General features: G+C 70.9%; 14 protein-coding genes. 5 read left to right on the forward strand and 9 right to left on the reverse strand.

What is annotated here, in order from left to right; translation table 11 throughout:
* Positions 1-137: 137 nt before the first annotated feature.
* The 4 genes from ACWDR4_RS22890 to ACWDR4_RS22905 form a co-directional block, all read right to left on the reverse strand.
* Entirely contained in the window at positions 138-1,529 is a 1,392-nt protein-coding gene (locus tag ACWDR4_RS22890) for a hypothetical protein (RefSeq protein ID WP_450411066.1), read from the reverse strand.
* Complete coding sequence (locus ACWDR4_RS22895; RefSeq protein WP_450411067.1) at positions 1,526-2,344, reverse strand: ABC transporter ATP-binding protein; 819 nt, start codon at positions 2,342-2,344, stop codon at positions 1,526-1,528. The genes ACWDR4_RS22890 and ACWDR4_RS22895 overlap by 4 nt, the downstream gene beginning before the upstream one ends.
* Before the next feature lie 65 nt (positions 2,345-2,409).
* Entirely contained in the window at positions 2,410-3,258 is an 849-nt protein-coding gene (locus ACWDR4_RS22900; protein WP_450411069.1) for a zf-HC2 domain-containing protein, read from the reverse strand.
* A complete protein-coding gene (locus tag ACWDR4_RS22905; protein ID WP_450411071.1) occupies positions 3,255-3,785 on the reverse strand; it encodes an RNA polymerase sigma factor in 531 nt (176 codons plus the stop codon). The genes ACWDR4_RS22900 and ACWDR4_RS22905 overlap by 4 nt, the downstream gene beginning before the upstream one ends.
* 298 nt (positions 3,786-4,083) lie before the next feature.
* Between ACWDR4_RS22905 and ACWDR4_RS22910 the strand changes: the two genes are divergently transcribed.
* A complete protein-coding gene (locus ACWDR4_RS22910) occupies positions 4,084-4,464 on the forward strand; it encodes a hypothetical protein (protein ID WP_450411073.1) in 381 nt (126 codons plus the stop codon).
* 183 nt (positions 4,465-4,647) lie between these two features.
* Here ACWDR4_RS22910 and ACWDR4_RS22915 read toward each other — a convergent pair whose 3' ends face one another.
* Complete coding sequence (locus tag ACWDR4_RS22915) at positions 4,648-5,274, reverse strand: TetR family transcriptional regulator (RefSeq protein WP_450411074.1); 627 nt, start codon at positions 5,272-5,274, stop codon at positions 4,648-4,650.
* Between the two features lie 125 nt (positions 5,275-5,399).
* Here ACWDR4_RS22915 and ACWDR4_RS22920 point away from each other — a divergent pair, with 125 nt between their 5' ends.
* Genes ACWDR4_RS22920 through ACWDR4_RS22930 form a run of 3 tightly spaced genes read left to right on the forward strand, consistent with a single transcriptional unit; the run spans position 5,400 to position 7,048 of the window.
* Positions 5,400-5,552, forward strand: a complete 153-nt coding sequence (locus ACWDR4_RS22920; protein ID WP_369032394.1) for a hypothetical protein — start codon at positions 5,400-5,402, stop codon at positions 5,550-5,552.
* A gap of 5 nt (positions 5,553-5,557) precedes the next feature.
* Positions 5,558-5,833: a DUF4190 domain-containing protein gene (locus tag ACWDR4_RS22925; RefSeq protein ID WP_369032393.1), complete on the forward strand. Its 276-nt coding sequence runs from the start codon at positions 5,558-5,560 to the stop codon at positions 5,831-5,833.
* Between the two features lie 51 nt (positions 5,834-5,884).
* Positions 5,885-7,048 carry a cysteine desulfurase family protein gene (locus tag ACWDR4_RS22930; RefSeq protein ID WP_450411075.1) on the forward strand — a complete coding sequence of 388 codons (1,164 nt, stop codon included), beginning with the start codon at positions 5,885-5,887 and terminating at the stop codon, positions 7,046-7,048.
* An 86-nt stretch (positions 7,049-7,134) separates the two neighbouring features.
* On the opposite strand, the gene ACWDR4_RS22935 is transcribed toward ACWDR4_RS22930, so the two are convergent.
* The 3 genes from ACWDR4_RS22935 to ACWDR4_RS22945 all read right to left on the reverse strand — a co-directional run bounded on the left by ACWDR4_RS22935 (position 7,135) and on the right by ACWDR4_RS22945 (position 11,547).
* On the reverse strand, positions 7,135-8,760 hold the full coding sequence (locus tag ACWDR4_RS22935; RefSeq protein WP_450411077.1) for an alpha/beta hydrolase: 1,626 nt from the start codon (positions 8,758-8,760) through the stop codon (positions 7,135-7,137).
* 241 nt (positions 8,761-9,001) lie between these two features.
* Complete coding sequence (locus tag ACWDR4_RS22940; RefSeq protein WP_450411079.1) at positions 9,002-10,573, reverse strand: multicopper oxidase family protein; 1,572 nt, start codon at positions 10,571-10,573, stop codon at positions 9,002-9,004.
* A 212-nt stretch (positions 10,574-10,785) separates the two neighbouring features.
* The gene (locus ACWDR4_RS22945; RefSeq protein WP_450411081.1) at positions 10,786-11,547 is read right to left on the reverse strand and encodes an N-acetylmuramoyl-L-alanine amidase; all 762 of its coding nucleotides are present in this window, start codon (positions 11,545-11,547) and stop codon (positions 10,786-10,788) included.
* 59 nt (positions 11,548-11,606) lie between these two features.
* On the opposite strand from ACWDR4_RS22945, the gene mnmA reads away from it, so the two are divergent.
* A complete protein-coding gene (gene mnmA / locus ACWDR4_RS22950) occupies positions 11,607-12,731 on the forward strand; it encodes a tRNA 2-thiouridine(34) synthase MnmA (protein WP_450411082.1) in 1,125 nt (374 codons plus the stop codon).
* 28 nt (positions 12,732-12,759) lie between these two features.
* Here mnmA and ACWDR4_RS22955 read toward each other — a convergent pair whose 3' ends face one another.
* Complete coding sequence (locus ACWDR4_RS22955) at positions 12,760-13,614, reverse strand: FAH family protein (protein ID WP_450411084.1); 855 nt, start codon at positions 13,612-13,614, stop codon at positions 12,760-12,762.
* Positions 13,615-13,670: the final 56 nt, after the last annotated feature.

Here is a 13,670-nt window from a genome sequence, read left to right on the forward strand (position 1 = left end):
CCTTCGCCTGCCCCCGTCCCACGGGCCCCCGTCCCACAGCACCCCCTTCGCCGTTACCCCTCCCACCGGCCCCCGCCCCGCAGACACTCCTCCCACCGGCACCCCTCCCACCGGCCCCCATTTCACCCGCACCCATCTCACTGAGCCGCACCGCCCGACAACACCTCGAACGCGTCGGCCTCGCAGGAGAGTGCGGCGGCGCGCGTCGCGTTGATCCGGGCGAGTTGCTCGGCCCGTGGCAGGGCCATGAGTTTCTTCCACACCGGGCGGCTCTCGGCGAGCGGGTCGCTCGACATGTAGGAGGCGCCGTCGAGGCGCTTGAGGTTCCCGAGGACCCAGCCCGCAGTGATGGTCTGCGCGAACACATCTCCCCCTGTGCCGCTCCAGCCGACGGGGGAGCACCCCGGCACGATGCCCTTGGCGATCAGGGCCCGGGTCAGTTCCTCGCCCTTCGCGGAGGTGACGATGTCGTTGTCGAAGTCGAGGAGCACGGTCGTACGGGACCACTTCGGCGTGGAGCCGTCCGGCAGTACGGCGGTGTTCTCCCGGACCGAGACCGGCGCCTCACCGCCCAGGGCGCCGTGCAGCAGGCGCAGCGCCTCCTTGCCGGGGCCCGCCAGGTCGGCGAGCCGGTCCTGGTGGGCCGTCGTCACGCACACCGGGCCGTCGCACACCTGCTTCGCGGCGTCCGCGTCGACCACGTATATCCGGCTCGGGTCGGACGGGAGGACGAGCACGGCGACCGCCCCGCCCGTCAGGAGGGGTGTCAGGGCGGTCAGCCGGGCGCGCGGGGTCGCGGCGACGAGCAGCGCGAAGCCGGTCGCGGCCATGCCGAGCAGCCAGACCGTCTGCCCGACGTGCACGGCGGCGGAGAGGGTGACGAGGACGTCGCGTACGTCCTCCACCACCGGCGACAGCAGCGAGACCGGTTCAGGCTCCGTGAGCGTGATCCCCGTCTCCGTGACCCGCTCCGCCCGGCCGAACGACATGTACATGAGGGCTGTGAACGTGAAGGCGCCGACCGCCAGCGCGGGCGGGGTGAGCGCGGACGGCAGCGCCCGCGCGGCCCCCATGCCCAGCACCGCCCCGGCGACCAGGGAGAGCGCCCCCACCAGCGAGATCGGCAGCCAGCCGAGGTGTGTGTAGTCGGTGTGGGCGAGCACCTGGACCCCGCCCACGAGGACGAGGAGCGCGAAGGCCGACGCCAGCGTGAGCGCCGTCGTGCCCGCCAGGACGGCCGCGCGGTGCCGGGCGGGCCGCGGGGTGCTGGTCAGCAGCTCGGACATCCTTGAGCGGTGGTCGCGCAGGCCCTGAAGTGCCCCGAGCCCGACGGCGATCGGCCACAGGTAGAACAGCAGGGAGCGGGTCCACATGGCCAGGGACGTCCACTGCGCCGTCCACGCCGTGGTGCCCCGCCACCAGGCGCCGTTCAGCAGATAAAGGAACGCCAGCGCGGTCGTCAGGACCACGAGACCGGCCCAGGGAGCGACGGAACGCCTCAACTCGATACGCAGCACCCGGGTGTTCACCAACTCCCCCTTCCCTGCTCGGGGTTGAGGAGCAGCGCCGAATAGCCGCGCTCCAGGGGGCTGTCGCCCGCGTGCTCCGGGCCGCCCATCGAGGCCAGCTCGTCCGGCGGGCCCTGGAAGACCAGCCGCCCCTCGGCGAAGACCACCACGTCGGTGCAGGCGGCGGCGACGTCCTCGACGAGGTGGGTCGAGACGAGCACGCAGGTGTCCGTGCCCAACTCCTGGAGCAGCTCGCGGAAACGCAGCCGCTGCGCCGGGTCCAGGCCGACCGTCGGCTCGTCGAGGAGCAGGATCGTCGGGTCGTTGACGATGGCCTGGGCGATACCGACCCGCCGGACCATGCCGCCCGACAGCGCCTTCATCCGCTCGTCGGCGCGGTCCGCGAGCCCCACCCGCTCCACGGCCCGCTGCACCGCCGCCGGGATCTCCGCCTTCGGGACCTCCTTCAGCCACGCCATGTACTCGACGAACTCGCGCACGGTGAAGCGCTTGTAGTAGCCGAACTCCTGCGGCAGATAGCCGATCCGGCGGCGCAGCGCACGGTGCTCACCCATGCCGGCCACACCGCCCACGGACTCGCCGAGCAGCTCCAGGGCGCCCTCGGTGGGGCGCAGCACGGTGGCCAGCGTCCGGATGAGGGTGGTCTTGCCCGCCCCGTTTGGGCCGAGGAGGCCATGGACACCGGTGCCCAGCGAGAGATCGAGGCCGTCGACGGCCATCCGTTTCCTGCCGACCCTGACCTTCAGCCCGGTGGCCAGGATCTCCCAGGCGTAGGCGGTCGGCGCGATGTCGGCCGCGCTCACGGCGGAGGTCATGGGCGGTCCAGCCTTCCTCTTGTTCGTTGTTCTGGTCGTTTTGTTCGTTTTATTCGTTGTTCTGGTCATCGATGGGCTCCCAGCGCGGAGTACGCGCCTCTGCGGGCGATCACGACACCGATGCCGAGTACGAGAAGCAGCCCCCACGCGGGCAGACCGTCCGCCCGCAGAGCGAACGCCGTACGGCCGGCGGCCAGGGTCGGCGCCACGACCACGGCGGCCCATACGGCGGCCAGCGCGACGGCGGCACGGGTGACACCGACGATCCCGCCGAGCGCCAGCGTCGTCGCCGTGAAGGCCAGACAGGGCAGCAGCCACTGGGCCACCATCACCCCGGTCGCCCAACCGCCCACCAGCAGCGCGGGGACGACCACGCCGAGCACGGACGCGGTGCGCCGCAGCACCAGTTGGAGCCCGGCCCTGGGCACGGAGGCCGTGAGTTCGTACGCCGGGTCCAACCCGCGCGACCAGGACGCGGCGACGCCGAGCACGGGCAGGACGGGTGCGAACAGCAGCACCAGCGAGACGTCACCGGAGTCGGAACCCGAGCCGATGCCGACGAGGTCGAGCAGCAGGGCCAGCAGCGTCACGGCCACGACCATGGCCAGCCACGGCACCATCGTGGGCGTCATCCACCGCGACAGCCGCGCCGACCAGCGCCGTCCGCGCGGCATCGGGGCGGTGGCCGCCAACTGCGGTTCGAGGCCGGACCACACGGTGTCGACCAGCGACGCCACGGCGGGCACCCCGGAACCGACGGCGGCGGACAGCCGGTCCCGGCACCCCCGGCACACCTCCAAGTGGGCCTCCACGGCCCACACTTCGTCGGCGGCGAGATCCGTGCCGCCGCGCGCGTACCCCTCAATGATCCGCGCCGACGCGTGTTCCACACGTTCCACACGTTCCCCACTCATGCCAGCGCCCTCCGCATCGCGATCCGGGCCCGGCGGGCACGGGTCTTGACCGTGCCCTCGGGCAGCCCGAGCAGGACCGCGGTCTCCCGGACGGACAGCCCGTCGAGCACCATGGCCTGCAGTACCTGTCTCAACTCCGGTGCGAGGCACCGCAACGCGTCCCCCACATCACCGCCGACGGTCTCCGCGAGCGCCAACTCCTCGGCGGCGGGTGCCACTTCGGGTACGGCGGCGGCAGGCGGCGGCTCCGCGTGATGCGCCCGGCGCCGGAACGCGTCGACCAGCCGCCGCGCCGCGATCGTCCACAGCCACCCGACGGCCGTCCCGCCGACCGCGGCTCCCGCGAACGCACCCGCCGCGCGCCACACCGCCAAGTAGGTCTCCTGCATGACCTCGGCGACGATCTGCTCGTCCGCACACCGACGGCGCAACCGCACGGCCAGCCACGGCGACGTACGCCGGTACAACTCCTCGAACGCGCCCCGGTCGCCCTTGGCCACCAGCCGCACGAGACGCTCCTCGTCCACCTGATGCAGGGCCGCTGCACTGACTGATCTCACACCGGCTAGACGCCCGAGCGGGCCCACGGGTTTTCCCTTGGACGTGACCCCCGCCACATGGATGAGCCCTCTCTCATGCTTCTGTCACGGCCCTGTACCAGCGGGTAGTTCGATCTTCGGAGGGAAATCCCAGGTCAGGGGCATCCCTATAGGGGCGCTTTGCCTTACGCACAGGCGGGGAACAGTGCGGGCCCAAGGAAGCACTAGGTGCCGTTGATTCGATGCCCGCCTCGAAACTCCCTCATCTTTCCTGGAGTTGTTTCTCATGAAGCGTGTGCGTCTCGTCCCCGCCGTGGCCCTGCTGGCGCTGTCCCCGCTGGTCCTCACCGCCTGCGGTTCGGGTGACTCGTCGACCTCGACCAGCGGCAACTCCGGCACGTCCAGCCAGAGTTGCCAGGCCCCGTCCGGCGCCCCCTCGGGCGCCCCCAGCGGTGCCCCGTCAGGCGCCCCGACCGATGGCGCGTCAGGAGCCCCATCGGGCGCACCGACCGGCGCGGCCCCGTCCGGCGCCCCGTCCGGCGCCCCCACGGGCATGCCGTCGGGCGGCCCCGGCGGCGGCGGAGGCCAGGGCGGCGGCGGTGGCTGCGGCGGCCCCGGTGGCGCCCAGGGCGGCGGCCAGGGCCAGCAGGCACAGCAACAGGGCTGACAGCGACGGGGCCAGGGGCCTCGTACGGGTAACGGGTACGACATGGGCGGCGCGCTCGACGAATGGGCGCGCCGCCCCCGCCTTTTAGGGGCGCGGGGCTGTATCGATGTGCGGCTCCGCCGCGTGGGCGCGACCAGCCACAGACGGCCCGCAGTCGAAGTACCACCCTCCGCTCCGAACAGTTCACCCCAGCCAGTGCCGTCGCCCGATGGCAATCAACCGCATCCGGCGGGTCGCCACGTGGGCCACCTGGTCGCGTTCCGCTGCCGGGGCGTCCAGGGTCTCCAGGAACTGCGACGCCGTCACCAGCATCTGGTCGACGTACAGGCCCGCCAGCATCAGCAGGTCCTCCTCCGTCCAGCCCGCCGACTCGGGCTGTTCCGCGAGCGCGTCCCGTACCTCCTCGGCGAAGCGGGCCAGTTGGTCGCGGATGGCCTCGCGGACCGGCTGGACCCCGCCGTGCCGCTCGCGCGCGATGAAGCGGACGTGGGCGGGCTGCGTCCGGACATGACCGGCGATCAGGTCGACCGCGCGGACTATGCGGTCCTCGCTGTCGCCCGACCCGGACACCGTCGTGGCGATCATCGGGTGCAGGCTGCCGAGCGCCTCCTCGACGAGGGCGACGCCCAGGTCGGCCGTGGAGCGGAAGTGGCGGTAGAAGGCGGTCGGGGCGACTCCGACGGCACGGGTGACCTCGCGCAGGCCGAGGCTGCTCAGGCTCTGGTCCTCCAACAGGGCGAGCGCCGCGTCCAGGAGCGCCTGGCGGGTCTTCTGCTTCTGGGCCTGTCGGATGCCGAGAGTGTGACTCATGCCATGCAGTTAACAACTGTTCTCTGTAATTGAAAAGCCGGGCGGCGCGCTAGACTCAAGAGTCAGTGAACAAGTGTAACTACAAGCGTTCACTGAACTGTAACGAACGAAAGGGATCCCCTCCCATGTTCTTCCTCGTGGCCGTTCTTCTGCTGCTGGGCATGATGCTGGGCACCGTCGCCCACGTCCCGGTCTCGTTCACCGTCCTGGCCGCCGCCGGCATCGCCGTCTGGCTCGGCATCTTCGCGCTCCGTGAGCGCCTCGCCCGTCGGAGCTGATCACCATGCAACTCACCGCATCGGCCACCGGCCGTACCGAGCGCACCGGCCCCCGCGACGCCGACGGCATGGCCGTCGCGTCCTTCGTCCTCGGACTGCTGGGCCTGCTGGTCCTCAACATCTTCCTCGGCCCCGTCGCCATCGTCCTGGCCGTCGTCGCCCTCTGGCGCGGTACGAAGCGGCGCGGCCGGGCCCTCCTCGGCCTCGGTCTCGGCATCGCCGACCTGGTCGTGCTCGTCACCCTCATGCAGCTCGACCACACCGTCTCGTGGAGCTTCTGACCGGGGTCCACCCGTTTCGCCGTCGTCACGGCGCCGTAGAATCACGACACCATGGCATACCTCGACCACGCCGCGACCACCCCGATGCTTCCGGAGGCGGTCGAGGCAATGACCGCGACGCTGGGCGTCACCGGTAACGCCTCCGCACTCCACGCGGCCGGCCGCAGAGCCAGGCGTACGGTCGAGGAGGCCCGCGAGACGCTCGCCGAGTCGCTCGGCGCCCGGCCCAGCGAGGTCGTGTTCACCTCCGGCGGCACCGAGGCCGACAACCTCGCCGTCAAGGGCCTGTACTGGGCCCGCCGCGACGCCGACCCGGCCCGTACCCGTGTCCTCGCCAGCCCCGTCGAGCACCACGCCGTCCTCGACGCCGTCCACTGGCTCGGCGAGCACGAGGGCGCCGACGTCGAGTACCTCCCGGTCGACGCGTACGGCCGCGTCCACCCCGACGCCCTGCGCGAGGCCCTCGCCCGCAACCCCGACGACGTCGCCCTGGCCACGGTCATGTGGGCCAACAACGAGATCGGCACGGTCATGCCGATCCGTGAACTCGCCGACGTGGCAGCCGAGTTCGGCGTCCCGCTGCACGCCGACGCCGTGCAGGCCTTCGGTCAGGTGCCCGTCTCCTTCGCCGACTCCGGGCTCGCCGCGATGACCGTCTCCGGCCACAAGGTCGGCGGCCCGTACGGCATCGGCGCGCTGCTGCTCGGCCGTGAGTACAGCCCCGTACCCGTGCTGCACGGCGGCGGTCAGGAGCGGCACGTGCGGTCCGGGACCCTCGATGTGCCCGCCGTCGCCTCCTTCGCGGTCGCCGGGCGGATCGCCGCCGAGCAGCAGGAGTGGTTCGCGCACGAGATCGGTGCCCTGCGTGACTCCCTGGTCGAGGAGGTGCGCCGGGTGGTGCCGGACGCCATCCTGGGCGGCGATCCGGTGGACCGGCTGCCCGCCAACGCCCACTTCACCTTTCCCGGCTGTGAGGGCGACTCGCTGCTGCTGCTCCTGGACGCGCAGGGCATCGAGTGCTCCACCGGCTCCGCCTGCACGGCCGGGGTGGCGCAGCCCAGCCATGTCCTGCTGGCCACGGGTACGGCTCCCGACCTGGCTCGGGGGACGCTTCGGTTTTCCTTTGGCCATACCTCCACGCAGGCGGACGTGGAGGCGGTGGCCAAGGCGATCGGGCCTGTGGTGGAGCGGGCTCGGGCTGCGGGTCTTAGCTGAGGGCTCCGCCGGGGGTGCGGTGCCGTGATGGGTTGTTGGTTGGGTGCTGCGCCGTTGTGGCTTGTCGCGCAGTTCCCCGCGCCCCTTTAGGGCGCCTCGCTGAGCGGTGTGTTCATGTGCGGCTTTGGCATTGGGTCCACCAGGGCCGTTGCGGGGGCCAGTTGGCTTGCTGCCGCCTCGCTGGTGCCCGGCCAGATTGCCGGGCAGTGGGTGTTCTTCGCCGGGGGTGTCAGGGTCGTCAGGTAGGTGTCCACCGCGTCCCGCATGCAGGGGCTGCGCCAGTACGTGATGTGGCCGACGCCGTCGTACGTCAGCAGCCGGGCCTCGCGGCCGATCTGGCGGGTCGCGTTCGCCGCCCAGGCGTGTGGAGTGGCCACGTCGTAGCGGCTGTTGGTCAGGAGGATCGGCGGGGTGCCGTTCACCCGGAGTGGGTGCTGCGGGTTGGCCACCCGGTCCGTCCAGTTCTGGCAGCTCGTCATGTACGACCAGCCCAGCGAGGCGACCCGGGTGAGCGGCGCGATCCGGGCCAGCTCCGTCTGGAACCGGTCCATCGTCGCGTACGAGGGGACGTCCAGGTCGAAGTCCTGGCACAGGACCGGGTCGTACGTGAACGCCACCGGGTCGGCCGCCGCGGCCGTGGCCGTCGTCGTTCCGGTCGCCGTCGGCGGTTCGGGCACCACGCTCAGGTACGACAGGATCAGCGCGAACGTGGACCAGTTGTCCGGCTCGTACATGTAGCTGTAGGCGATGCCGCGCAGCGTCGAGGCGGGGAAGGGCCGGTTGGAGAGGGTGTAGACGAGGCGGCCCTCCTCGGCCGCCGCGTAGTACGTCCGGAAGAGGGCGCGGACGTCCTTGCCGTACAGCAGGCAGCTCGGCGTGCGCTCGCACCAGTCGGCGAACAGGCCGAACGAGGCCTCCAGGGTCTCGGTGCGGGTCTTGAGGATGTCCCACGCGCCCAGGCTGTGGTCCATGTTCGAGTCCAGCACCATCGCGCGGACCCTGTGCGGGAACAGTTCGGCGTACTGCTGGCCGATCAGCGTGCCGTACGAGCCGCCCCAGTAGCTGATCCGCCGCTCACCGAGAGCCGCGCGGATCGCGTCCATGTCCCGGGCGACGCTCCCCGTGTCCATGTGGTCGGCGAGCGGTCCCGACACCTCGCGGCAGCTGTCGGCGAGGGCGCGGTTGGCCTGGCGGAGGGTCTGGAACGAGGCCTCGTCGGTCGGGTTCAGCGCGTCCTGCCGGGCGTCCGCCTTCTCCCCGTCGCAGTGCATCTCCGCGCTGCCGCCGATGCCCCGCGGGTCGAAGCCCACGAAGTCGAAACGGGCGGCCAGTTCGGGGGAGAAGGAGAACGGCGCGCCCAGGGCGAGGTCCACCCCTGGCTGGCCGGGGCCGCCCGGGTTGAGCAGCAGCGAGCCGATCCGCCGGCCGGGGTCGGTGGCCCGGTGCCGGGCGAGGGCCAGGTCGACGGTCGTGCCGTCCGGGCGCTGCCAGTTCACCGGGACCGTGAGGGTCCCGCACTCGAACTCGCCCTCGCCGTACGGGGATTCGCAGGGCTGCCAGGCTATGGAGGCGGCCGGAGAGGTGGTCGGGGCCGGGGTGGCCGCGGTGGCCGTGCCGGTCAGTAACTGGCCGAGGAGCGCGGAGGCCGCCACGGCGACGGCCGCGAGCCTGCGTCCGGATGTGGCTCTGGGTGTGGGTGTGGGGGCTGACATGGATCACAGCATGAACCCAACTGCCCCACAGCCCAAGGAAACTGACGGATCATCAGTAATTCGTCGAGCGGCCGGGTCGAGCGGTCAGGGTGAGTGTCGACACTCGGCCTAAATTCGAGAGATCTCTCCCAATATCCGCGCCAACTGTCGACAGTGTCGCGCTGTTGGTCTACCTTCCCAGCAGGTTGCCGCCGGCACTTCCACTGCCGGCGGCAACCGTCCCGGGGGAGGCGGGAAGGTGCTAGCTGTCCATCACCATGAGGGCCGCCATCATGCCTTCGTCCTCGTGCTGAAGGAGGTGGCAGTGGAGCATGTACATGTAGGTGTCGTCGGTGAAGTCCGTGAACTTCATCGCGATCTTGATGGAGCCGCCACCGACCACCTCGTAGGTGTCGAACCAGCCGAGGTCGACGCCGGTGGGTTCCTCGCCGTTGATCTCGATCAGCTGGAACGGCACGTCGTGCAGGTGGAAGGAGTGTTCCAGCTGGGTGGAGTTGGTGATCGTCCAGATCTCCTCGGCGTCGAGCGTGGTCATGATCGTGGCCATCGAGTCCATGGTGGTGCCCGCGGAGCCGTTGATCGTCATCAGCTGGCCGCTCTGCCCGAGGGTGATCGTGCGGGCGGCGAAGTCGGTCGTGTCGTACCGGGTGATCGTGTTGAGGGTGCTCGGCAGGTCGTCCGGGGTGTCCGAGGCGTCCGGCGTGACGGTCAGGAAGTCGTACGTGCCGCTGCCGCCCCGGATCCAGCCCGTGGTGACCACGGTCTGGAGCGTGACCGCCGCTTCGAGGTCGAGGACGAACTCGGCGCGGGCGCCCGCCACCAGCCGGATGGAGGTCACCTCGGTGGCCTCGGTGAGATAGCCCTGGTCGGTGGCGACCTGGGTGAGGGTGCCGCCGTCGCCGCGCTGGATGGTCAGGATGTCGGAGGGGGAGGCGTTCAGGACACGGAAGCGGGTGCGCTTCTTGGTGGCGGTGAAGCCGAGGGTCGTCGCGTCGACGTTGGTGCCGTTGCACAGCACCGGATAGGTGAGGCCGGAGGCGAGATAGCCGGCGATGTTGTACTTGATGTCGCCGCTGGTGTCGACCGCCAGGCACTGCAGGATGAGCGGGATGTCGTCGACGCCGTACTCGCTCGGCAGCGCGGCCGAGGCGTCCGAGTCGTCCTCGACGATGATCATCCCGGCCAGGCCGTGGACGACCTGCTCGGCCGTGGTGCCCAGGGCGTGCGGGTGGTACCAGAGGGTCTTGGCCTCGTCCTTGATCTCGAAGGTGGGCGACCAGGTCTCGCCGTCGGCGAAGGCGTTCTGCGGCCCGCCGTCCATCTTGGGCGGGATGTGGGCGCCGTGGAAGTGGACGCTGGTGTCGGCGCCCAGGCTGTTGGTGATGTTCAGCAGGACCGTGCTGCCGTTGGTCCACTTCATGGTCGGGCCGAGGAGTGGGCCGTTGTAGCCGGCCGTCGTACTGGTGACCCCGCTGATCACCTCCGCCGTGCCGGTCTTCGCGGTCAGGGTGAACGTCGTCGTGCCGTCGGCGGTGGTGCCCTCCAGCAGGTCCGGGATGTTCAGGGCGGTGTCGGCCGCGGAGGCCTTGAAGGTGTTGCCGTCGGTCAGCAGCGCGAAGGTCCCGGTCGCCGCGCCGACGGCCGCGAACCCGACCCCGGCCATGCCGCCGAGGAACTTCCGCCGGTGCAGGCCCTTGCCCGACCGGCTCCTGCTCTCGTGCGAGTGCTCGCCCTTGCCGGCCCGGTCGCGCTTCGCGTGGGCACCCTTGCTCTGCTGTCCCGTCGTGTCGAGGGGATCGTTTGTTTGGGTCATGGCTGCGGAGCTTTGAGCTAAGGGCTGTGTAAAGACTGAGGCGAACTTAGGAGCCCGGCAGGAACCTGTGGAACCTGAAGCCGCTGTTCCGGACCTCAACTCCATGAGAGGTGAGGCGAGTTGGCGTCCCGCAGGTCAGGATCGGGGGACGGGACACTTCGGGCGGCCGACGCTCATCAAATGTTCACGATCTTGAGTGGGCGTGATATGGGTCACGTTGATTCCTGTGCGGAAGTGGCGGAAGCCGTGCTCGCCCGGGCGACGAGCCGCAGATATTTCGCCCAGTCCCACCCCTTGCCCGGGTCCGTGTGGTCCGTCCCCGGCACCTCCACATGCCCGATGATGTGCTCCCGGTCGACGGGTATGCCGTACCGCGCGCAGACCCTCGCCGTCAGCCGCGCCGAGGCGGTGTACATCGCGTCCGTGAAGTCCTCGGGCTTCTCCACGAAACCCTCGTGCTCGATGCCGACGCTGCGCTCGTTGTACTCCCGGTTGCCCGCGTGGAACGCCACGTCCAGCTCGCGGATCATCTGGGTGACGTGCCCGTCCTTGCGGACTATGTAGTGCGCCGCCGCGCCGTGCGCCGGGTTCTGGAAGACCTTCACCGCGCTGTCGAAACTGCCCTGGGTGACATGGATGATCACCCGGTCCACGGTGTAGTCGTCGGGCCGGTCCGCCAGCCGCCAGTTCGCCGAGGAGGCCGCCACCCAGCGCGCCCCCGTGTAGTCGACCTCGCCCTCCTTGCGCGGCTTCGTCACCCCGGGCACCCGCCACCACATGCGCCCCAGCTCGTCCCGCGCGAGCACGCCCGTGGCGACGGCGGCCACCGCCCCGCCGATGAGCAGGGCCCGCCGCCCGATCCGCCGGTCGCCGTCCTTCGGAGCGGCTCTGCGGTGGCCCTCGCTGTGCAACTGGCGGGGCACGTCCTGCGGAAGGCCGCGGCCGGTCTCCCGGCGAGCCTGTGTTTCCTCCATGTGATCGCAACGGATACTCGCGCGCCCCGGTTCCCGGCGCCCCGTACCCTGGAAGGGTTATGACTCACACCTCGCAGCAGCCCCTCCGCGTACTGGCCGCCATGTCCGGCGGCGTGGACTCCGCCGTAGCCGCCGCCCGAGCGGCGGAATCCGGCCATGATGTGACAGGCGTCCATCTCGCCCTGTCCGCGAACCCCCAATCGTTCCGCACGGGCGCGCGTGGCTGTTGCACGATCGAGGACTCCCGCGACGCCCGCCGCGCGGCCGACGTCATCGGCATCCCCTTCTACGTGTGGGACCTCGCCGAGCGCTTCCGCGAGGACGTGGTGGACGACTTCGTCGCCGAGTACGAGGCGGGGCGCACCCCGAACCCGTGTCTGCGCTGCAACGAGAAGATCAAGTTCGCCGCGCTCCTCGACAAGGCCCTCGCCCTCGGCTTCGACGCGGTCTGCACGGGCCACTACGCGCAGGTCGTCACCCTGGCCGACGGCACCCGCGAGCTGCACCGCGCCTCGGACATGGCCAAGGACCAGTCGTACGTCCTCGGCGTCCTCGACGACCGTCAGCTCGCCCACGCGATGTTCCCCCTCGGCGACACCCTCACCACGAAGGACGAGATCCGCGCGGAGGCCGAGCAGCGCGGTCTCGCGGTCGCCAAGAAGCCCGACTCGCACGACATCTGTTTCATCGCCGACGGCGACACCCAGGGCTTTTTGGCCAACCGCCTGGGCAAGGCCGAGGGCGACATCGTCGACGAGTCCGGCGCGGTCGTCGGCTCCCACGAGGGCGCGTACGGCTTCACCATCGGCCAGCGCAAGGGCCTGCGCATCGGCACCCCGGCCGCCGACGGCAAGCCGCGCTACGTCCTCGACATCTCCCCGGTCGACAACACGGTGACGGTCGGCCCGGCCGCCGCCCTCGACGTCGACGCCCTCACCGCGATCCGGCCCCGCTGGTGCGGAGCGGCCCCCACCGGGCCCGGCACCTACACGGCCCAGCTGCGCGCCCACGGCGGCGAGACCGAGGTGACCGCCGCACTCGTCGACGGCACCCTGGAGGTCACGTTCACCGAGCCCGTCCGCGGGGTGGCGCCGGGCCAGGCGATCGTCCTGTACGACGGCACGCGCGTCGTCGGCTCGGCGACGATCGCCACGACGACGCGGGCCACGGCGGGCGTGTCCTGAGCCGACGTACGCCGGTTGACGGCTGCGCTCATCCCCAGTGCAGGGGATGGGACAGCGTCACCCCGTGCGTGGCGAACTCGATGGTCACGCGGTCGCGGTCGGCCGTCGTGAAGCCGTGGTGGAAGCTGCTGCGGTCCGCGCCGAGGTACACGTAGTGCACCCGGCCGGGGTGCAGCAGTGACGCGTTGGCGAAGAGCCCGGCCGTCATGTCCCGCAGCCCGTAGTGCAGGGCCTTGACCCCGGTGGTGAACGGCCCCTGCCAGGCGGCCTGCCCGTCCCGCTCGATGGTCACCTGCCCGCTGACCTGCTGCGGCGGAGTGCCCAGGAAGAGATACGGCGCCACGCCCGCGTCGCACAGCTTCGCGTACGACAGATGCCCCGCGTGCCGCTTGAACCGGCCGATGTCGGTGAGGTCGTTGCCGAAGGTGTACCCGGCGTACTTCGGGGTGCCGTCCGCGTCACCGACGTACACGAGGACGACCTCCGCCTCCTCGGTCACCGCGATCGCGCCCTGCGGCACGCGCAGCGGCTCGCCGGAGACCTTCAGGACCTCGCCCAGCCCCTTGAAGAACCAGTTGGGCTGAGTGGGCGCTCCCGAGTCCGCCTTCACGTTGTGGGTCGCCATGAACCCGCTGACCAGTGCGTCCCCGACCGAGTCGGGCAGCAGCGGTGGCCGGAACCGTACGTCCGCCACGGCCGCGGTCACCGGCTCGCGCCCCTCGGTCAGCGCGGCGAGCAGGGTCGGGATGTCACCGTCGGCCGCCAGAACCGCGGCACGCGGATCGGCACCGGCGAGCGGGAAGAGGGTGAGGACGGTGTCCTCGGGGCCGCCGTACCCGACGTACCGCTCACCTTCGTACACGCACTCGAACAGAACGGTCATGGATGCTCTCCTCTAGGCGGAACTGATGACATAGGGGACGAGGCAGCGCCCTTGAC

It is taken from the genome of Streptomyces sp. NPDC000878 (genome assembly GCF_053599695.1).